We start from the raw sequence: 21,834 nt of genomic DNA on the forward strand, positions 1-21,834 counted from the left end.
CAAGGCGTAGGGCAGGGTGATCTCGGCCCCGTCACCAGCACCGGGAGTGGTCTCGGCGATCACGAGGACTAAGCCGTTGGTGGTCTTGCCGGCCCGGATCGAGACCTGGTCGGGAGTGACGTCGGAGAGCACGAGCCGGTCGACGTCGGCCGAGTTGCTCCAGCTCTCACTGATCGTGTCGTTGCCGTCACCGCGTGCCCAGAGGAACCGGTCGGACCCGTATCCGCCCTCGATCGTGTCGGCCCCGGCCCCGCCAGTGATGGTGTCACTGCCAGCACCCGCGTTGATGGTGTCGTCACCGGTTCCGGCGTCGATGGTGTCGTCGCCCGCGTTCGTGGTGATCGTGTCGTCGCCAGCACCCGCGAACACATGGTCCGCGCTCGCCGAGGTGAGAATGACATCGTCGTCGGCATTTGCGATGACAAAAGCCGGATGAGAGGTTTCGGTGATGTGGTCTGCCTCCGCCGTTCCGGTTACGACACCGTATGCGGGAACCAGGGAGAGTGTCTCGATGACTTGGTAGGTAGAAGTGCGTTGTTCCTGCAGCTGCAGCGCAATCTGCACGAGTGGATTGTGCTCGGCTGTAGCCAAGCCCAATTCATGCCATGTGTCGAGAAGTGATGCCGCTCGAATGATTGAGTCCGGATCGTCCGCTGAGACATTTCCGATGGCGCTCACCAGGACAACTTCGGGTATGACACGAATGGAATCTGTTGCCGCATCGTATGAGAAACCGAAGAGACTGGCATATGCCTCGGATTGGAAGACTGAGGGGTCACCGGTCAGGGCGACAGCCGAGGCTGGGAGCTGCACCGCGATCTTCGAAATGAATGTGCTGACGGTTTCTTGATACAGACTCTCCAGCTGAGCTCCCGCGTTCGGACCGGGATTGGCCCCGCCACCGCTTGCACGGAAAGGCTGTCCGTGGACCTGCTCCAAGAACGCCAAATGGTCAGCGGCAATATACGGGCCGCGACTTTGCGGTGTGGCACCGGAAACCCCGGCCCAGTCCAGAACGAAAGACTCCAACGCTTCCCTCGTCTGCACGGCAGTCTGATGCGAAGAGTCGAGTACGAGCTGTCGCAATGAAGCCTGCAGGTCGGGTCGAGTCGACAGTTCCGTCCACAGATCTCTCACGTTGCCATAGCCACGAACGTCTGGCAGATCCTCCACGTTCGGGTCCACCGACAGCCCAGAGCGATCGACAGTAAGAGCCTGATTGTTCTCGAACCAGATATCGTCGACCCGATGTACAGTGCCGTCTGACGTGACGTATGTGCTTCTGTGCGAGATGGTGCTTCCGGTGACATCCTCGTTGATCTGCTGTGCGTCGAGGTCGATGCGCTCGATGTCGGCGTCGGCGAGCGTGGTGAGCTCTCCCTGATCCGTTTCCCCATCGCCATCAGCATCCCGCCAGAGCCTGAGCTCGTCATAGATGTCGTCGTTGCTGTCAATGACGCGGTCACCGTTGACATCGTATTGACTCAGTGCGGTGAACCCATCGGTCGTCTGGCCGCCGAAGAGCTCAGCCAGATCGTCGATCTTGCCGTTGCCGTTCACATCACGGGCGAGGAATGCGTCGTCCGGAGTGATCCAAGCGGTGGCCTCTGCAAGCCCATTCGAGTTCAGATCGAAGTGCGCGGACGAATCGTCGAGATCGATGACATCGAGTCCATCGCCATCGAGGTCGAGCACGAGAGGCGAGACGGGCGGATTGTAGAACACCCCGTCCGGGTCGAGCCAATCAGGGACACCATCAGCGTCACCGTCGAGGAACAGGGACGAGATTCCGTCGAAGGCATCGGTGAACAGTGCACCGATCGTCTCAGCTCCAAGGTACCCTCCGATGAGGCCGCCGGTCAGGGCGACGAGGAGCCCGACGGGTCCGGTCGCGGCGATGCCGGCCGTGGCCAAGCCAGCGAACAACAGAGAAGTCACTGCCGCACCGCCGATGATGCCGCCGAGCTGCTCCCCGCTGAACGAGTTGACTACGTGGGCGGCGCCCGCGATGTCGCCACGCTGGTACGCGGCCTGGAACTCCTGTGCGTATGAGTAGGCGTCGGCCACTGTCGTGATCACGCCGAAGGCGCCACCGAAACCCCGGATGGCCGCCGCGTGTTCACGGATGAAACTCGACTCGGTTGACACCCATTGCAGGTCCGGGTGCCCAGTGTTCAAGGCGATGTGGCCGCTCTCATCCTTGATGATGTACTTCAGCGGTGAGTCAGCGCCGTTGTTGACGTTCGCGATGTCATCTGCCAGATCCGTGGCGATCTTGTTGAACTTCTCGCTACTGGAGGACACGTGCTCACGCACCTGCTCAGCATCGGAAGAAGAATTGCTCCCAGCATCGGTCTGGTGCGAAGGATCAGTATCGCTCCCAGCATTGCCTTCACCGGGCGCCTGAACATCCGGATCGGGAGTCGGGTTGGTCGCGCCCGACGTGTCATCAGCATGGCGAATACTTTCCGGAATCGACAGGTCAGGAGAGAACTTCTCAGAGTTCAGCGCAGCCGTGTACTGCTCGCCGGCGGCGTGGCTACTCACATCATTGGCAGTAGCCGGCGGCATGTAATCTTCGGCAGCGGTGCTCACCAATTCGAAACGTGCAAGGCTGTCTCCAGCCGCCTCGACCTGGTCAAGAGTCAACCCATTGATCGACGTGATCGCCGGATTCTCCAGAAGAGCCGGCAACTCAACCGTGCCAAAGACACGAGTCGCATCCGCTGAAGCAGTCAATGCCACCACATCGCCCTGCACACCCTCAACAAAACGCTCAGAAGCTGCTGCCCAGAGTCCAAGCCTCCCACCAGCACCACCATCAGCAGGAACCTCGGGGCTGAAAAGGAGATCCTCAGCAGACTTCATGGCCTGATCTCTTTGATCTAGAGTAAGCGGCGCATCTCCGTTTGCCTGCTGAAGATCCCTCGTAAACGAATCCCTGAGAATATCCGTCAGGGCCTTGCGTTAGTCGTTGAGGAACTTCCCGACAACACTGTTGTCAATGATAGCCACATTCCCTTTGTTGGTCTCGGCCAGTTCTTTCGCGAGAGTATTCGTGCCACCGGCCCCGGAGTACAGCACGGTGGTGTACCCACTCTGCAAGGTATAACCATCGACCTGGTCTGTAGATATCGAGGCGACCAGGTCGTACACCGCACCTCGCAGTTCAGCGCTGGTGATCTCAGATTGGTCGAACCGTGTTTTGAGATCTTTGAAGAGAGCGTTCGCCTCGTCAAGAGTAAGAGAACCGTTTGATGTCGTCATCAGATCTCCTGCCCTCGGCCTTCGTGGTAGTCGGCTTCGGTGGGGGTGCCGAAGTCGGTGAGCATGTGACGGGTGCCGTCTTCTTCGATGAAAACGAAGGGTATGCGATTTTGCGGTTGGGATAGGCCGAGAAGACTGCTGCGTCGCATCAGGGTTCCTTCGATGGCGAGCAGCCGGGCCTGACGCTCCTGGCCCGGTGAGGTGAACACTGCGTCGGGAACCTCCTTGAGAGGCGGTGAAGCGCGTCTGCCGTCGATTTCCAAGGCTGGATGATCTCTCGTTGTGCCGAAGCGGGCGAATCTGAGGACATAGGCAAAATGCCCAGTGTCAGGGTCCTGGTCTATATGGTCTTCCTCCAGAAGGTCGAAGGGGATGCGCCAATCACCCCAGCGCAATTCACTGACCGTCTCGTCTGGTTCGTCGATGTCGCGTTGCAGGCTCGTCCAGAAGATCACTTCCGCATCCCGGTTGAGATCGACAGTACGGAAGCCTCCGGGTGTGCGTGCACTCTGCACCCGATCCGGGATGTCATAATTATGGAACATGTGTGGTGGCTCTTTCCCCTCAACAGCACTGCATGGTGACAGCAGAATCATATCCCAAACACAGGCCAATCAGCGCTGTTCCTGTACGGGGAACTCACTAGTCGAGTCGACCATCCGCTGCCCAGTCTGTGGGGATTGGGGTGCGACCAGACCGTACACTGCACCTCGCAGTTCAGCGTTGGTGATCTCAGATTGGTCGAACTGTGTTTTGAGGTCTTCGAGAAGGGTGGTCGCCTCGTCAAGGGTAAGAGAACTGTTTGATGTCGTCATCAGATCTCCTGTCCTCGGCCTTCGTGGTAGTCGGCTTCGGTGGGGGTGCCGAAGTCGGTGAGCCTGTAGCGGGTGCCGTCTTCTTCGATGAATACGAAGGGTATGCGATTTTGTGGTTGGGATAGGCCGAGAAGACTGCTGCTGCGCATCAGGGTTCCTTCGATGGCGAGCAGCCGGGCCTGACGCTCCTGCTCTGGGGAGGCGAACACCGCATCGGAAACCTTCTTGAGCGGGGGCAGTGGCAGTTTGTTGCCATCGATTTTCAGAGCGGAGCGTCTCCGGGTGGTGCCGAAGCGGGCGAATCCGAGGAAATAGGTGAAAAGCCCGGTCTCAGGGTCCAAACTTGGCTCGAGCCTTTGGTCGAAGGGGATGCGCCAGTCGCCCCAGCGCAACTCGCTGACCGTCTCGTCCGGTTCGTCGATGTCGCGTTGGAGGCTGGTCCAGAAGATCACTTCCGCATCCCGTCCGAGATCAATCGTGCGAAACCCTTCGGATGTGCGCCGTGGGTCTTTCCGATCCGGCACCTCGTAGTTGTGGAACATGCGCGGTGAACCCTTCCCCCTCAACGGTGCTGCGTAGTGTTCTGCTCGGTGAGCAGAAATCATTCGCCATCGTAGTCACCCGGTGTCTGCTCCTCAGAGTCGTCGGTGAGTCCGACTCGCGCGGGTTGCCGCGCGCCCGGGGCCGCCCGAGGAACATCTGCTGATCGACAGGCGGAGCGTGCTTGAGCCGGCGCACGCGCTCTGTCAGAATCGATGCTCCGGCGGCTCCCCCGAATCCCGCCCAGAGAGAAGCTCATGACTCTGCTGCGCGTGCTCCTGCGATACTCCCGCCGTTATTGGGCGTGGATCGTCGCGGTCTTCGCGCTGCAGCTGATCTCGACCATGGCCGCGCTGTATCTGCCGAGCCTCAACGCCGAGATCATCGACGACGGCGTCAGCACCGGCGACACCGCCCTGATCTGGGGCCTCGGCGGCCGGATGCTGCTCGTCTGCCTCGTGCAGGTGGTCACCGCGGTCGCCGCCATCTGGTTCGGTGCCCGCACGGCCATGGCGATCGGCCGCGACCTGCGCCGCGACCTGTTCGACACGGTCACCGCCATGAGCGAGCAGCAGGTGCGACTGTTCGGCTCTCCGACGCTGATCACCCGCGGCACCAACGACATTCAGCAGGTGCAGATGCTCGCGTTGATGACCCTCAACTTCATGGTCTCGACGCCGATCATGTGCATCGGCGGCATCGTGATGGCCCTGCGCGAAGACGTGGGCCTCTCGTGGTTGGTGTGGACGTCGGTGCCGCTGCTGCTGGTCATCGTGGGCTTCCTGGTCGCGAGGCTCATGCCGCTGTTCCGCACGGTGCAGGAGCGCATCGACGGCATCAACGGCGTGCTGCGCGAGCAGATCATCGGCATCCGCGTGGTGCGGGCATTCGTGCGCGAGCCGCATGAGACCAGGCGCTTCGCCGAGGCGAACAGGCGGCTCACCGACGTCTCGATCCGCGTGGGGCAGCTGTTCGTGCTCATGTTCCCGGTGATCGGCATGGTGCTGCACCTGGCCACGGCGGCCGTGCTCTGGTTCGGCGGCCAGCGGGTGGATGCGGGGGTCATGCAGGTCGGTTCGCTCACCGCGTTCCTGCAGTACCTGCTGCAGATCCTGATGGCCGTGATGATGGGCACCTTCATGGCCATGATGGTGCCCCGCGCCATCGTGTGCGCCGAGCGCGTCGACGAGGTGCTGCGCGTCGACCCCGAGCAGGCCGAGCCCGAAACCGTGCGCGAGGTGCCGCGCACCGGAGTCGTCGAGTTCCGTGACGTGGAGTTCCGCTACCCGGGTGCCGAACGCCCCGTGCTCTCGGGCATCTCGTTTCGCGCGGTGCCGGGCCAGACCACGGCGATTGTCGGCTCGACGGGGTCGGGAAAGACCACCCTGCTGGGCCTCATCCCGCGCCTGATGCAGGCCAGCGGCGGCGAGGTGCTCGTCGACGGGGTGCCGGTGGCCGACCTCGCCCGTGCACAGCTCGCCGAACGAGTCAGCCTGGTCACGCAACGGCCATACCTGTTCTCGGGCACCATCGCCAGCAACCTGCGCTTCGGCCGCGAAGACGCCACCGACGACGAACTGTGGCACGCCCTGACAGTCGCGCAGGCGGCCGATTTCGTGCGCGAGCAGCCCGAGGGCCTCGAGCGCCGTGTCTCGCAGGGCGGCACGAACGTCTCGGGTGGCCAACGCCAGCGCCTGTGCATCGCGCGCACACTCGTGGCAAGGCCAGACATCTACCTGTTCGACGACTCGTTCTCGGCGCTCGACGTCGCCACCGACGCACGCCTGCGCAAGGCGCTCGCCCCCGAGCTCGCCGACGCCACGGCCATCATCGTCGCCCAGCGCATCTCGACGGTGATGGGCGCCGACCAGATCATCGTGCTCGACGACGGCCACATCGTCGGCCAGGGCACGCACGACGAGCTGCTGGCCGCCAACGAGACCTACCAGCAGATCGTCGCCTCGCAGATCTCCGCGCAGGAGGAGGCGTGATGAGCGAACGCGACCCACAGCCCACGGCCGAGGAGCGCACCAAGCCGCTCGCGCATCCAGCTGATGACGAAGACGACGAGCCGAGCACCCCGCCACCCGCCGACATGTTCGGCGACAGCGCGGTGACCAAGAAGGCCGAACACTTCTGGCCGGCCGCGAAGCGTCTGTTCGGCCTGCTCGCCCCCTTCAAATGGGGCATGGTGCTGGTGCTCGCGCTGGTCAGCGCATCGGTGGTGCTGAACGTCTGGGCGCCGAAGGTGCTCGGTCAGGCCATGGACGTGATCTTCAACGGCGTGATCGGCGGCCAGCTGCCGGCCGGCGTCTCGAAGGACCAGTTCGTCGAGGGCCTGCGCGCGCAGGGTGAGAACCAGATGGCCGACATGCTCGCGGGCATCGACGTGGTGCCCGGGGTCGGCATCGACTTCACCCGGCTCGGCACCATCATCCTGATCGTGCTGGGCATGTACGTGATCTCGTCGTTCTTCATGTGGGCGCAGGGCTGGGTGATCAACCGACTCGTGATGCGCGCGGTGCGCGATCTGCGCGATCGGGTCGAGGCCAAGCTCAACGCCCTGCCGCTGGGGTACTTCGACACCCGCAAGCGCGGTGACCTGCTCTCGCGGGTGACCAACGACGTCGACAACATCCAGAACGCGCTGCAGCAGGCCTTCGCGCAGCTCGTGCAGTCGGCGCTCACCGTGGTCGGCATCACCGTGATGATGTTCGTGGTGTCGTGGCAGCTGGCGCTGGTCGCCCTGCTCGCGCTGCCCGTCGTCGCCGTCGTCACCGGCGTGATCGGGGTGCGCTCGCAGCGGCTGTTCGCGGCGCAGTGGAAGGAGACCGGGGCGCTCAACGGCACCATCGAGGAGTCGTTCTCGGGGCATGACCTGGTCACCGTCTTCGGCCGTCGCGACGAGATGGCGGCCGGCTTCAGGGGCTCGAACGAGCGGCTCTACGAGGCGAGCGCGGGCGCGCAGTTCGTCTCGGGCATGATGATGCCGGTCATGCAGTTCGTGTCGTACCTCTCATATGTGGGCATCGCCGTGCTCGGCGGCCTCAAGGTGGCCACCGGCTCCATGACGCTGGGCGACGCAACGGCGTTCATCCAGTACTCCCGCGAGTTCACCCAGCCCCTGTCGCAGATGGCCGGCATGGCCAACATGCTGCAGTCGGGCATCGCCTCGGCCGAGCGCACCTTCGAGCTGCTCGACGCCGACGAGCAGCAGCCCGACCATGTGAGCGCCGAGCTGCCCGCCTCGCCCAGGGGGCGGGTCACCTTCGAGGATGTGAGCTTCAGCTACACCGACGATCCCTTGATCGAGCACCTCTCGTTCGAGGCGCGCCCCGGTGAGACGGTCGCCATCGTCGGCCCCACCGGCGCGGGCAAGACCACCCTGGTGAATCTCATCATGCGGTTCTACGAGCTGACCGGCGGGCGCATCCTGCTCGACGGCATCAACATCACCGAGCTGAGCCGGAGCGATCTGCGCGGGCACACCGGCATGGTGCTGCAAGACACCTGGCTGTTCACGGGCACGATCCGCGACAACATCCGCTACGGGCGGCTCGACGCCACCGACGAAGAGGTGGTGGCCGCAGCTCGGGCCACGTTCGTCGACCGCTTCGTGCGGCAGCTGCCCGAGGGGTACGACACGGTCATCGACGAGGATGGCGGCAGCATCTCGGCCGGCGAGCGCCAGTTGATCACCATCGCGCGGGCCTTTTTGGCCCGGCCCAGTCTGCTCATCCTCGACGAGGCCACCTCGGCGGTCGACACCCGCACCGAACTGCTGGTGCAGCACGCCATGGCGGCGCTGCGCGCCGATCGCACCTCGTTCGTGATCGCGCACCGGCTGTCGACCATTCGCGATGCCGACACCATTCTGGTCATGGAGCACGGGCGCATCGTCGAGCAGGGGTCGCATGCCGAGCTGCTCGCCGCGCGGGGCGCCTACCACCAGCTCTACATGAGCCAGTTCGAGGGTGCCGCCGGCTGATCGGGCCTCGCCTCGCCACGCGGCACGACGTGCAGACTCGTGCGCGGCGAATATGCTGGAGTGCGAGCCGAATCAGAGGAGTCTCATGCCCGACCTGCACGTGAACGCCGCGCTGGTGACCGATGTGGGGCTCAAGCGCAGGCTCAACGAAGACAGCGGCATCGCCGAGTTCCCCGTGTTCGCGGTGGCCGACGGCATGGGCGGGCACGACTCCGGCGAGGTCGCCAGCGCCATCGTGGTCGAGCAGCTGCGCACACTGGTCACGCCGGATGCGGCACTCACCACGCCCGAGCGGGTCGCCCAGGCGCTCGCCGAGGCGCATCGACGCGTGGCCGAGCTCTCGCACTCGCGGCCGCACGGCTCGGGTTCCACCGTCACCGGTGTCGCGGCGGTGGAGGTCGACGGCCGCTCGCAGTGGCTGGTGTTCAACGTGGGAGACTCTCGGGTCTACCGCTCGCGCGACGGCTCGCTCGTGCAGTGGACCCGCGATCACTCGCTCGTGCAGGAGTGGATCGACTCGGGTGTGATGACGCCCGAGCAGGCCGCGCAGACGGATCGCGGCAACGAGATCACACGGGCCATGGGCGCCGACGACTCCGCACCCGACTTCTTCCTCGCCCCGGTGGTCAATGCCGAGCGTCTGCTGATCTGCTCGGACGGCCTGCACGGTCTGGTGAACGCCGAGGCGCTGCGGGCCTCGCTGGTGATGGGCGGCACCCCCGGCACGACCGCCGCCGGGCTCGTCGCGCGTGCACTCGACGCGGGCGGGCGCGACAACGTCACCGTGATCGTGCTCGACGTGGTCTCGGGCGGGGCCGTCGACGAGGTCGAGGCGGTCTCCGAGAGCATCGGCTCGGCCGGCGCGGTCGTGGCGCATGCGGCTGATCGGGGCAGCACCGAATTCGTGCCGCGTTCGCAGCGTCGCTTCGAGCTGACCGATTCCGACACCGTCTCGATCTCGTCGATCGAGCGCGGCGCGGGAGCTGAGCACGACACGGTGCTGGCCTCGGCGCCCGCCCCTGCACACGCCGACGACACCGTGTTCGTCGACGAGCATGACACCGTGCTGGTGCGCCGAGACGCCGCCGACGAGACTGCTGAAGACCTCGACGACCTCGACGATCAGACCATCGTGGTGCGGCGGGTGCACCCCTCGACCGAGGTCGCCGCCGACGATTCGGATCTCGATGCCGAGACGGTGCTCGTGCGGCCTGCCGACGGCGATCTCGATGCCGACACCGTGCCGGTGCGCTGAGGCGTTCCGCGGGGGCGTGAGTCGACGTGACGAGACGGCAGATCTCCAGAGAAGTCACAGGCCTGACACGAATATGCCCTAGAATCATGACGTTTGCGACGTGATCGACGCGGCGTATGCCGTCAGGGGGAGGAGCGCCATGGCCAAGCGACTGCCGGCTCCCGCTCCGACGCTGCCCGGCTACACCGTGGTGCGGCCGCTCGGCACTGGTGGCTTCGCCGACGTCTACCTCTATGAGCAGAACATGCCGCGGCGCTCCGTCGCGGTGAAGGTGCTGATCACCGACGTCGTCGATGACGACGTGGTGCGCATGTTCAACGCCGAGGCCGATGTCATGGCCCGGCTGAGCTCGCACCCCTCGATCCTCAACGTGTACCAGGCCGGCGTCGCCCCCGACGGGCGGCCGTATCTGGTCACCGAGTTCTGCCCCACCGGGGTCTCGCCCGCCTACCGCAGGCAGGTGCTGCCGCTGCAGACGGTGCTCGACATCGGCGTGCGCCTGGGGTCGGCCCTTGAGACGGCGCATCGTGCCGGGGTGCTGCATCGCGACATCAAGCCGTCCAACATCCTCTACACCTCGTTCGGCACACCCGTGCTCGCCGACTTCGGCATCGCCACCTCGCTGTCGGGCCGTAACGCCAGCGACGTGTTCGCCATGTCGGTGCCGTGGAGCGCGCCCGAGGTGGTCACCGAGCAGACCACGGGCACCATCGCCTCAGAGGTGTGGTCGCTCGGGGCCACGGTCTATTCGCTGCTCGCCGGGCACTCCCCATTCGAGATCCCCGGTTCGGGCAAGAACTCCACGGCGCAGCTCAAGGCACGCATCGCCAAGGGTCGCATCACTCCGCTCGAGCGCACTGATGTGCCGCAGCCGGTGCGAGACGTGCTGTGGCGGTCGATGTCGGTCGACCCGGCCCAACGGCAGCGCAGCGCTCTCGAGTTCGCCCAGCAGCTGCAGCTCGCGCAGCAGCAGGTGGGGCTGCCCGCGACGCCGCTCGAGGTGGCCTCTCAGGAGTGGGCCGGTGCGGGCGCCCCGCTGGGGTTCGGCGACGCGGCGCTGCGCGGCCCCGCGCGCAGCGAGGTCGCTCAGCCCGGTTCTCGACGCAGGCATGGGGCCACCGTGCGAGACCTGACCTCGAGTGACGAGCAGTCGCGCCCCGCGCACGGCTCGCGAGTGTGGCTGTGGGCGGTGGCCACGGTCGGCCTGGTGGCACTGGCGGTGGGGGTGACGCTGTGGCTCGTTCGATGAACCCCAGGCTTCAGCAGGTGCGCGGGCTGCTCAGCAGCCGGTGGACGGCGTGGGTCGCCGCCCTGCTCGTCGTCGCGCTCGTCGTGGTCGCCGCGGTGATCTCCCAGGGCGTGCAGACCCAGCAGACCCAGCTGCACAACCCCACGGTGTGGGCGGTCAACGGCAAGGGCCCGTCGTATGCGGCGGTCAACACCGATGTCACCGAGCTCGAGACGGTGCGCAGTGGCAGTTCGGCCGACTTCAAGATCGCCGGTGTGCTTCAGGACGATTCGAACGTGGTGCTCTACAGCGACCAGCAGAAGATCGCGGTGGTCGATCCGGCGAATCCGCAGACGTTCACCGACCCCGAAGAGGCGCAGTCCGCACCGCTCGAGGCCGATCAGATCATCACGTCCGGCGCATACGCGGCATTTCTCAACCAGTCCTCGGGCGCGCTAGGCGCGGAGTCGATCGCCGATCTGGCCTCCGGCCTCTCTCCGACGCAGATCAATGTCAGCACCGACGACGCCGCAGAGAAGTTCGTCGCCGGTGCCGTCGACGACGAGGGCACGCTCACCGGCTACAACGACCGCGGTGAACTGGTGACCTATGACGTGACCGAGTCGAAGGAGACCTCGCGCGAGAGCGTCGACGGGCCAGGTGCGGTCGAGAACGTCACCCTGTCGACCTTCGGGGCGCACTGGGCGCTGCTCGTGCGCGGCGACTCCTCCTCCGCCCTCTGGATCGACGGTGCGGAGGTCTCCGCGGATCTCGGCGCCGAGGCCCGCCTGGCCCGGGCGTCGTCGAGCGCCGAGCAGCTGGTGGTCAGCGATGCCGACGGGCTGCACTCCTATCGCGCCGACGGATCGGCGGGCGATTACGCGGTCGAGGCCTCCGGCACTCCGGCACAGCCGACCTGGGTCGACGGCTGCGTGTACGCGGCCTGGGGCTCTGGTTCCGCCGCCTCCGCCTCGGTGTGCGGGCAGGCGGCCGAGTCGCTCGAGCTTCCGACGTCGGCCTCATCGTCCACCTCGCAGCTGGTGGTGCGCGAGAACCGAGGCTCGATCGTGCTCAACGACGTGTCCTCAGGGCTGGTGTGGCAGCGCGAGGGCGACCAGTGGGTGTTCGTGCCCTCCTCCGAGACTTGGACGACCGATGAGCAGGTGCTCCAGGCCGCCGATGCAGAGCAGACGCAGGACGCCCTGCAGAACGTCTGCCCCGTGCCGGCCAGCGGCGACAACGCCGTGTTCGGCGTGCGCCCGGGGCAGCTGACCAACGTACCGGTGCTGGTGGGCGCCACAGACGCCAACCGGCAGGATGTGCTCGCCCTCGCCACCGATGCCAGCGCTCCGGCCTGGCAGGGGGCGTCGCTCGGCACGCTCGGCGTCGTCGGTGACGGCCAGGCACTGTCGGTCGACGCAACTGCGACCAGTGGCTCGGGCACGGTCTCATATGTGCTGACCGATGGCTCAGATTGCCGAGTGAGTGGCGAGGCCACTATCGAGGTGCATCCGGAATCGCAGAACGAGGCCCCCGTATACCGTGCGCCGAATGATCAGTCGCTGACCAACCTGCAGGTGTCGCAGGGCGGCAGCCTGCGTTTCAACGGTCTCACCGGGTGGGTCGATCCTGATGGCGACCCCGTGTACGTACTCTCGGCGACTGCGTCGCAGGGTGTTGCTGCGGCTACCTCCGATGGCACGGTGGCCTATAAAGCCGACGCCGATCAAGAGCAGGGTCGAGTCACGATCACACTGCAGGTTACCGATGGCCGTGGCGGCGTGGCGACACGAGATGTCGTGGTGACGGTCACCGACAGCCCTCTGCTTAAGGCGGGTTCGTTCTCAAAGGCGGTGACCGTCGGTGAGGCTGTTGACATCGATCTGAGCGACCATGTCAGCGGCATCAGCGGCGGAGACGTCACCTCGTCGCGCGCCACCCTGTCGCGCGCCAGCGTCGCCGAAGCACAGCAGGGCGACGTCAGTGTGGTTGCCAACGACACCTCGCTGACGGTGAATGTCACGGCGATCTCAGCGGGTATGTACCCGATCACCTACGAGGTCACCTCGGGCTCGAGCACGGCGACGGCGACCCTGCTCGTCACGGCGGTCGAGGCATCACAGCCGTTGAGCACGGCTCCAATCACAGTCTTTTTGCGACAAGATGAAGACGTCACTATCGATCCGTTCAGTGCTGTTGTCAACCCGTCTGGCGGGGTGCTCATTTTGGGCGAGGCCACCGCCTTCGAGCTGACCGATACGCAAGATGCCCTGAGCGCCAACGTGGTCAACGGCAGCACCCTGCGGGTCAGCGGTCAGACCCATGACGGGGCGGCGGGGCGCATTGGCACGTTTAAGTACACGGTGTCTTCAGGCGACCAGTCTGTGATCGGTCAGGCTACTGTCTTCCAGCTCGACGAGAAGTCGTCGACGCAGCCGGTGGCGGTCGCCGATCAGATTACTGTGCGAGCCGGGGCCCAGATCGACATTCCCGTGCTCGACAACGATGTGGCCCCGGCTGGTGCCACACTCATGCTCGATCCGCGGCAGACCACCGACGATCTGCCCGGGCTGGCCTTCCCCTCCGGCTCGGTGCTGCGTTATCTGGCGACCGACGAACCGGGCAGCTACACCTTGAGCTACCGGGTCTATTCGGCAGGGCATCCCGGTGAGGGGTCGCTCGGCACCGTCAACGTTCAGGTCACTTCGGGTGATGGCAACCAGTCTCCGCAGCCGGTTGACCTCGACCGCAGGGTGGTCTCTGGAGAGTCGACGGTTATCACTGTTCCCACTGCAGGTGTCGATCCCGACGGTGACGAGGTCACCGTGGTCGGGGTAACCCAGCCGGCAGTCAACGGTTCTGCGCAGGTCACTTCCGACGGGCGCATCCAAGTGATCTCGTCGACCGAACAAGGTCCGATCGAGTTTGACTACACCGTTGCCGACTCTCGCGGGGCGACGGCATCGGCTCATCTGCGCGTCGGAGTGATCACCGGTGCGAGTGTCTCTCCGGTGGCCTACAACGACTACGTCGAAGCCGCTCCCGGTCAAGCCGATGTAGCAGTGAATCCCACGCTCAACGACACACGCATCGGTGACGAACAGCTTGAGGTGACCAACGTGGTGCAGGTGGTCTCACAGCTGGCCACCGACTCCGACCCGGTCGAGCTCGACGTCGACGACAACACCGTCACGCTCCCCACCGATCAACTGGGCAAAACGGTCTACAAATACACGGTGCGCAGCTCTGGCGGGGCGACGGCGGTGGGGTCGATCGTGCTCAACGTCACCAACGATGCGCTGCCCACCTACCCGGTGTTGGTCGACTCGAACGTGGGTGGCTCAGACATCGATGGCGACCGTTTTGCCGTCGATGTGCTCGCCGACAAGCTTGTCTGGTCGGGCGCAGAACTCAAGACCACTCTGCGCAACGCACCCAGCGGAATCAATCTCGACGGTTCGGTCGTCTCTGGCTCACTGACCGACAATCGGCAGACCATCGCGGTGCAGGTTGCCGTGGCAGACGGAGGTGATGATGCTCCCAAGACCTGGGCATTCGTCAAGGTGCCCAAGAAGAGCTCACTGCGGCCGCAGCTGAAGTCGCTCTCCAAGACCTACGAGGTCGATGAGAACTCGCAGCTCGACATCTCGCTCAACGACGAGGTGGTGAGCCTCTCTGGGCGCTCGCTGCAGGTCAACAGCGCCAAGAGCTCGGGCACGCGGCCAGAGGCCTCCTGCTCGGTGTCGGGCACCAAGGTCACCTATCAGTCGGCCAAGGGCCAGGCCGCCACCGACGGCTGCTCCGTCGAGGTGCAGTGGTCGGGCCAAGACGACACCAAGACCACGCTGTACCTGCCGATCAACGTCAACCTCGACGATCCGCCCCCGGTGCTGCGCTCGCAGCAGATCGCCGTGGTCGACCCGGCCACCACGCAGACGGTCTCGCTGCAGGACGTCACCGAGTGGTCGCTCGACAAGTCGCAGCTGCAGTACACGTGCACGAGCCCCTCCGGTCCCATCACGGTCAGCTGCCAGGGCGGCCAGGTCACGCTGACCGCGGCCCCCGACGCGCAGCAGGGGCAGATCGTCTCCTTCGAGGCGACGATCGTCTCGCCGTCGTTCGACCCGAAGCCCTCGGCCACGCTCACCGTGCAGGTTGGTGTGCTGCCGCGCACCACGCTGTCCCCGATCGCGCTGAGCCTGGATCTCTCCGAGGGAGACGGCGCCTCGGTGCAGGGCACCGAGGAGGCGCTCGCGGGCAACGCCTCCACCAGCAAGTACACTCCCCTGACGCTCACCGGGGTCGATTTCGCGGGCAGTGAAGGGGTCACCGGCACGGTCTCGGGCTCCGGCATCTCGGTGTCGATCGCGGCGAACACCGCTGGCGGCGTCAAGACCGGCAGCTACGAGGTGCGTGACGCCCAGGGCAATGTCGGCACCGGCCGCATCGAGGTGAACTACCAGGCGCGCCCCAACAAGCCGAGCGTCACCGTCGACACCGTGGGCGACGGCACCGTGACCCTGGCGCCGCAGCAGAGCGAGACGCTCAGCGTGCCGGCGGTCACCGGCTTCGCGGTGACCTGGAGCGGAGGCTCGACCACCTGCCCGGTCAGCGGCACCTGCCAGATCGGCGGGCTCGCCAACTTCGAGAGCACGACCTTCACCGTGGCCGCGGTCAACGCGGTGGGGCAGTCCCGCGAGACGGCGTCGGTCACGACCTTCGCCTATCGTGCACCCGATGCGCCAGTAGTGAGCACTCCGATCCCCACCGGTGATGGCACGGCGTCGTTCACGGTGACCGGCAGTGGCGACGCGGCGAGCATCGAGGTGACCACTGAGGCGGGCGGCGCGAAGACGCTTCCCGGCGGTGGCGGCTCGGTCGAGAACATCGCGGTGAACAACGCCTCGACGCAGGTCACGGTGACTGCGAAGGCGCGGGATCTGCCGCCGGTGGTGCGACAGCAGCCGGGCAACACTCCGGGTGTGACCACTGCCACCGCCTACGGCATCGGAAATCCGAGCGCCGCTCTCGTCGTGTCGGGCACCACGTCGAACACCATCACCGTGACGCCGACCGTCACACCGAAGGGCGGCGATCTGCACTGCAGCTGGACGGTGAACGGTGCGGAGGCCTCGTCGACCTCCTGCGGCTCCGTGACGTTCGGTGAGAGCGATGGAGTCGTGGTCAACCAGGTCAACACCATCACGATGTCGGTGTGGGCGACGGACCCGGGGGGCGCCTCCGGGCCGTGGACGGAGCCCCAGCGCTCGAACGAGGTCACTGCGACGCCGATCACCTTCCCGGGGGACAACCCCGAGGTGAAGTACACAGTGACGACCGATGGGTCGAGTGCGCAGCTCGTCAACACTCAGCATGAGGGCTTCACCGCCATTCTTGTCGGGGCTGCCCAGCCCACCAAGGGTGACCAGCACGTCTCCTACCGGTGGCGGTTCTCCGACGGCACTGAGGATGCTCAGACGTACCAGGCCGAGTCGAGCGGCACGCCACGGTACCTGTTCTCCGTCTCCGGCGGCCAGTGGGTCAACCAGGCCGATCACGTCTTCACCGACTCCGCTGACTGGACGTTCGCACTCCCGCAGCAGCCGACGGTGAATGCCGACTCGAGTGATTACGACATCACCATCAGGTACAAGAAGGCCTCCGGATCGTGGCAGTCTGTCCCAGACGGTTCATCGTCGGTCGCTCTGCCGAACACGGATGCGACCTACACCTTTGAATGGACGGTCACGTTCACGAGCGACTTGGCTGAGGGAAACGGGCAGACGAGGACCTTCACTCTCACCACCAGTGAATACGCGGCACCAGCCGACCCCGACCCAGCCGACCCCGGAGCCGAGACCTCGCCATGACCCGGCCGAGACCATCGCAGCCAGCCGCACCACCGCATCCATCAGAAGGAGCACACACATGAGCAGCAGCATCACCGCCGAGCAGACCGCGTGGTTCGGCGACACCTTCGGTCGTCTGGTCGACAATGTCGAGCAGGCCATCGTCGGCAAGCGCCACGTCGTCGAGCTCGCTTTCACCGCATTGCTCAGCCGTGGCCACCTGCTGCTCGAAGACGTGCCCGGCACCGGCAAGACGGCGCTGGCACGAGCAATCTCGCGCACCGTGCAGGGCAGCTCATCGCGCATCCAGTTCACTCCTGATCTGTTGCCAGGTGACATCACCGGCATCAGCGTCTACGACCAGAAGCGCGGCGAGTTCGAGTTTCATCCCGGGCCGATCTTCGCCAACGTGGTGCTCGCCGACGAGATCAACCGCGCCTCGCCCAAGACGCAGTCGGCACTGCTTGAGGTGATGGAAGAGGGCCAGGTCACCGTTGACGGCGTCACCCGCCCCGTCGAAAAGCCATTTCTGGTGATCGCCACACAGAACCCAGTCGAGCAGGCCGGTACGTACCGCCTGCCCGAGGCTCAGCTCGATCGCTTCTTGCTCAAGACCTCACTGGGCTACCCCGACGCGGCGGCCACCCGACGCATTCTTGAGGGCTCGGCCCTGACCACCAGCGACATCGCCGAGGTCATCGCGCCGAAGGCGCTGCTGGGCATGATCGACTTGGTGCGTGGAGTGTTCATCGACTCGGTGCTCATCGACTACATCACGCGGCTCATCGAGGCCACCCGCGACGCCAAGCAGACCAGGCTCGGCGCGAGCGTGCGCGGTGCCATCGCGCTGACCAACACCGCTCGCACTTGGGCCATCGCCCACGGGCGCAACTACGTCACTCCCGATGACGTGCGGGCTCTGGCGGTTCCGGTGCTGGCCCACCGCCTGATTCTCGATCCCGAGGCCGAGTTTGACGGGGTCACCGCCGAGTCGGTCGTCGGCCAGATTCTGCTCGACGTTGAGCCGCCGGTTGCGGGGGTTGCACAGCAGTGAGCTTCGACACCAGTTCGCGCGCACGTACGCGCACCGAGACCATCACCAGCATCTCGCACACCTCCCGTTCGGGCCGGGTGCGGGCACGGCTGGCGCTGGCCGGTGCGCGCGGGCAGACCGTGGTGTGGTCTGCTCTGCGTCGTGCGGCGAGCTGGTCGGTCAAGACGATCACCGCCGGTGGATGGGTCGCGGCAGTTGTCGCCGTCACCGGCGTTGCGCTGGGGCTCGCTTTGGGGTTGCCCGAATGGCTTGCTGCCGGCATCGCCGCTGCCGTGCTTTTGCTCATCGCAGCCCTGTTTCTCTTCGGAGCCAACGCCTACGAGGTTGACTTGGGCGTGCTCGAAGACCATGTGGTCGCCGGTGAACACGTCACCGGGGACATCGCGGTGCGCAACGTCTCTAAACACCCGGCGCTGCCAGGGCGCGTCGAGATTCCCATCGGCGATGCGCTGGCGGAGGCTGCGGTACCGCTGCTGCTGCCCGGTGCGGGCCATCGTGAGCAGCTGGCCATTCCGGCGCAGCGTCGTGGCGTGATCGATGTGGGCCCAGTGCGCTCAGTGCGCGGCGACCCCATCGGTCTGCTGCACCGCATCGTAGTGTGGTCGAAGAAGCATGTGCTTTACGTGCATCCGAAGACCGTCACGCTGCCGACCACCAATGGCGGTTTTCTGCGCGACCTCGAGGGCATCCCCTCGGCCACCCTAGTCAGTGACGACATCTCATTCCACGCGATCCGGCAATACCAGCCCGGTGATGCGCCGCGAAACGTGCACTGGAAGTCATCGGCCAAGACCGGCACCCTGATGGTGCGTCAGTATGAAGAGTCGCGGCGCTCGAAGATCTGTGTGCTCTTGGGGCTGGCCGAGCCAGAGTACGCCGAAGCCGACGAATTCGAGCTCGCCGTCAGCGCCGCGGCCTCGATCGGGGTGCGTCTGATTCGCGATCGCCGTGAAGTTGAGGTCGTCGTCAGCGACGACGTTCCCGAGGCAGCGCGCAAGATCGTGCGATCGGCTCGCCGTCTGGCCACGTTCAACCCTCAGCTGCTGCTCAACGATTTCAGCGGCGTTGACTCATCAGAACGCAAGATGTCGCTCGACCAGGTGGCCACCCTCGCAGCGCACGAGATCGACGGGCTGTCTCTGGCCTTCTTGGTGTGCGGGTCATCGATGACGCTCGCTGATCTGCAGCTGGTCGCCCACCGCTTCGACTTTGACACCGCAGTCGTGATCGTTCGCGTCGATCTCGACGCCGAGCCCGGCGTTCGCCAGGTGGGCGATCTGACCGTGTTCACACTCGGCGCACTCGACGACCTCACCCACCTGATGTCGAGGGTGGTGCAGTCATGAGTCGCAGATCACTCGCAGACCGACTCGGCGCACTGCCGGCACTGGCCGGCACGCTGGTACTGTTCGTCATCGTGCTCGCACTGGCGGCGGTGGGCGCCTGGCCCATCTACCAAAAGGCGACTATGGCGCTCGCAGCGGCCGGGGGCATCCTTGCTGGCCTCGCCGTGGGGCTCACCATCGTGGTGCGCAAACTGCATGCGCTGCACGCGGTTGGGCTGGGCCTCGCGGGGTATGTCATCATCGGGCTGCTGACCGCCGTGCCGTCGAGCTTCTCGGCGCTGCCGGGGTCACTGCTCGAGGGTGTGCTGCAGGTGCTTTCGGGGCCCATCACCGCATGGAAAGACCTGCTTACGCTCACGCTGCCAGTGGGCGACTACTCGGGCACACAGCTGCCCCTGTTCATCACTCTCTACGTGGCCGCGCTACTGGCTGTGGTGTTCACCTACCGTGTGCCCCAACTCTGGGGTCTGGCCATTGTCGTGCTCGGGGTCGCTCTGCTGTTTCCGACCATCTTTGGCCCGAAATCTGCGGTCATGTCGATCAGCCTCTTCGGGCGAACGATCGGTGCACCACTTGAGATGCTTTTCGGCCTGCTTGGACTGGGAGTTTTGCTGGCCTGGCCGATTTGGCGGGTACGGCGTGCGCGCATCGCGGCTCGGCGTGGCTACTCCGACCAGCAGGGTGCTCGTGTCGCAGCAGGGTCGCGAGCGGCCGGCGCGCGGCGCGCGGGGCTTGGCGTGGGGATGGCGCTGGTCGCCACCCTGGTCGCCTTCGCCGTCACTCCCGCGCTCACCGGGGATTCATCGAAAACCGTGGGGCGCTCGCTGGTCGAGGCCCAACAGGTCGACCCCCCGTCGGCAAGTCCACTGACGGCGTACCGCTCGTACTTCACCGCCGATCGCTATAACGAGACGTTGCTCACTTTGTCAGGAGATGTTCCGCAGCGGATCCGTTTCGCGACGCTCGGCTCTTATGACGGTCAGGTGTTCCGCACCACGTCGGCCGACTCAGCCTCAGCAGGCACAGCGTTCGAGCGTTTGCCCTACCGGCTGGCCGGCTCTGCGACAACGGGCGAGACAGGCACTGTCGAGGTGCAGGTAGATGGTTATTCAGGCGTTTGGCTGCCGTTGGCAACCGATGTGCAGCAGGTTGAGTTCGCCGGGGGAAGCTCCGGTGAGCTCAGTCGGGGCTTCTATTTCAATCGTGATGCGCAGTCGGGCATCGTGCTGGCTGATCGGTCGACCGGGCAGGGTCTTGCCTCAGGTGACTCGTACTCCGTGGAATACTCTTCCACCGACGTCGACGCGACCGACGATCTCGGCCCGGGCGTGGGTTCAACCGACGGGGTCAGTGACGATCTGCTGCCGAACCTGACCACGTGGGTCGACGGGCATCGTGAGGGCGGCGCAACTGTCGGTGAGGTTCGACGTCTGGTTGCTCTGCTCGTACAGCGCAGCTACTTGGGGCACTCGAAAGACCAGCCGAGCACCGGCGACGATTCTTGGCTGCCCGATGACTACACCTTCGTGGCAAGCGATGCCGGCCACTCGCGTGCGCGCATCGATGCACTGTTCGCCTCTATGCTCAGCCCTGAGTACCTCGACTGCTCTGCGACCGTCACACAATGCGCGGCCACCGTGGGCGACGACGAGCAGTACGCCGTCGCCTCTGCACTGATCGCGCGTACGGTTGGCTTCCCGTCTCGAGTGGTCTATGGCGCGGATGTGGTCGACGGCCGGGTGCAGGGCAAGAATGTCGTCGCGTGGGCAGAGATTCTGGCCTCTGATGGCGAGTGGGTGGCGCTCGACTCGTCGGCGCGCACCGACAATAAGTTCATCGAGAACCCCGACCAGGACAGCTATCGTCAGTACAGCCCGCCAATCGCCCAACAGAATGCCGATCGGGTGACCCCGCCCGATCAGGATCCGACCGGCGGCGCGGTATCGAACGACAGTTCGTCTTCGTCAGTGGCATGGGCGAGAGCCGCACACATTCTGCGCGTCATCGGCACATGGACAGGGTGGATTGCGCTGTTGACGCTGCCGATCTGGGGCATGCTGTTGGCCAAGGCGGTGCGTCGCTGGCGTCGCCGTCGCGGCACACCCAAGGCGCAGATCGTCGGCGGGTGGAACGAATACACCGACCAGCTGGTCGACAGCGGTGCGAGTATTCCGCTGGCCGCCACGCGCAGCTCGGTTGCCGAGGGAGTCAGCCCGCAGGCGGAGTATCTTGCGGGGGTCGCCGACTGGGCTGCGTTCTCTGGCAATCAGCCGACTGCACAGCAGGCCACAGAGTACTGGGCGTTGGTGCGGGTCGAGCGCCGAGCTCAGCTGAAAGACGCCACTCGCCTGCAACGGTGGCGAACACGATTGTCGCCGCGATCGTTTACTGGTTACATTAAACGAATTCGAGCTGCTGCCAGACTTCCTCAGCGCTTTCGCCTGGGGATTCACACGCAAGAGAAAGGTGCCGACTGACGTCGGCGGGTGAGC

Annotated in this window: 13 protein-coding genes; 8 read left to right on the forward strand and 5 right to left on the reverse strand. The window is 65.3% G+C overall.

Features of this window, described 5'->3' with window-relative positions; translation table 11 throughout:
- From G557_RS11830 to G557_RS0105080, 5 genes are all read right to left on the reverse strand, one after another.
- Nucleotides 1-2,868: hypothetical protein (locus G557_RS11830; protein WP_036961446.1), on the reverse strand; the 2,868-nt coding region annotated here is incomplete at its 3' end.
- Nucleotides 2,869-2,967: 99 nt separating this feature from the next.
- Complete coding sequence (locus tag G557_RS0105065) at nucleotides 2,968-3,267, reverse strand: hypothetical protein (RefSeq protein ID WP_028245199.1); 300 nt, start codon at nucleotides 3,265-3,267, stop codon at nucleotides 2,968-2,970.
- Entirely contained in the window at nucleotides 3,267-3,812 is a 546-nt protein-coding gene (locus G557_RS0105070) for a hypothetical protein (RefSeq protein WP_028245200.1), read from the reverse strand. The genes G557_RS0105065 and G557_RS0105070 overlap by 1 nt, the downstream gene beginning before the upstream one ends.
- Before the next feature lie 69 nt (nucleotides 3,813-3,881).
- Nucleotides 3,882-4,082 carry a hypothetical protein gene (locus tag G557_RS0105075; RefSeq protein ID WP_028245201.1) on the reverse strand — a complete coding sequence of 67 codons (201 nt, stop codon included), beginning with the start codon at nucleotides 4,080-4,082 and terminating at the stop codon, nucleotides 3,882-3,884.
- A complete protein-coding gene (locus tag G557_RS0105080; protein ID WP_028245202.1) occupies nucleotides 4,082-4,624 on the reverse strand; it encodes a hypothetical protein in 543 nt (180 codons plus the stop codon). The genes G557_RS0105075 and G557_RS0105080 overlap by 1 nt, the downstream gene beginning before the upstream one ends.
- Nucleotides 4,625-4,879: 255 nt before the next feature.
- Between G557_RS0105080 and G557_RS0105085 the strand changes: the two genes are divergently transcribed.
- The 8 genes from G557_RS0105085 to G557_RS0105120 all read left to right on the forward strand — a co-directional run bounded on the left by G557_RS0105085 (nucleotide 4,880) and on the right by G557_RS0105120 (nucleotide 21,819).
- Nucleotides 4,880-6,613: an ABC transporter ATP-binding protein gene (locus tag G557_RS0105085; RefSeq protein WP_028245203.1), complete on the forward strand. Its 1,734-nt coding sequence runs from the start codon at nucleotides 4,880-4,882 to the stop codon at nucleotides 6,611-6,613.
- Nucleotides 6,613-8,610, forward strand: coding sequence for an ABC transporter ATP-binding protein (locus G557_RS11835; protein ID WP_051224670.1), 1,998 nt, complete (start codon nucleotides 6,613-6,615; stop codon nucleotides 8,608-8,610). Before G557_RS0105085 ends, G557_RS11835 begins: the two co-directional genes overlap by 1 nt.
- Before the next feature lie 85 nt (nucleotides 8,611-8,695).
- Nucleotides 8,696-9,865 (forward strand): PP2C family protein-serine/threonine phosphatase, encoded by a 1,170-nt coding sequence (locus G557_RS13295; RefSeq protein ID WP_051224673.1) that lies wholly within the window; start codon nucleotides 8,696-8,698, stop codon nucleotides 9,863-9,865.
- Between the two features lie 139 nt (nucleotides 9,866-10,004).
- Complete coding sequence (locus G557_RS0105100; protein WP_028245204.1) at nucleotides 10,005-11,114, forward strand: serine/threonine-protein kinase; 1,110 nt, start codon at nucleotides 10,005-10,007, stop codon at nucleotides 11,112-11,114.
- A complete protein-coding gene (locus tag G557_RS0105105) occupies nucleotides 11,111-16,963 on the forward strand; it encodes an Ig-like domain-containing protein (RefSeq protein WP_028245205.1) in 5,853 nt (1,950 codons plus the stop codon). Before G557_RS0105100 ends, G557_RS0105105 begins: the two co-directional genes overlap by 4 nt.
- A 58-nt stretch (nucleotides 16,964-17,021) precedes the next feature.
- A complete protein-coding gene (locus G557_RS0105110; RefSeq protein ID WP_036961448.1) occupies nucleotides 17,022-17,996 on the forward strand; it encodes an AAA family ATPase in 975 nt (324 codons plus the stop codon).
- Nucleotides 17,993-19,342 carry a DUF58 domain-containing protein gene (locus G557_RS0105115; protein WP_028245207.1) on the forward strand — a complete coding sequence of 450 codons (1,350 nt, stop codon included), beginning with the start codon at nucleotides 17,993-17,995 and terminating at the stop codon, nucleotides 19,340-19,342. Before G557_RS0105110 ends, G557_RS0105115 begins: the two co-directional genes overlap by 4 nt.
- The gene (locus G557_RS0105120) at nucleotides 19,339-21,819 is read left to right on the forward strand and encodes a transglutaminase family protein (RefSeq protein ID WP_028245208.1); all 2,481 of its coding nucleotides are present in this window, start codon (nucleotides 19,339-19,341) and stop codon (nucleotides 21,817-21,819) included. The genes G557_RS0105115 and G557_RS0105120 overlap by 4 nt, the downstream gene beginning before the upstream one ends.
- Nucleotides 21,820-21,834: the final 15 nt, after the last annotated feature.

The organism is Pseudoclavibacter soli DSM 23366, assembly GCF_000423505.1.
Taxonomy (GTDB): Bacteria; Actinomycetota; Actinomycetes; order Actinomycetales; family Microbacteriaceae; genus Pseudoclavibacter_A; species Pseudoclavibacter_A soli.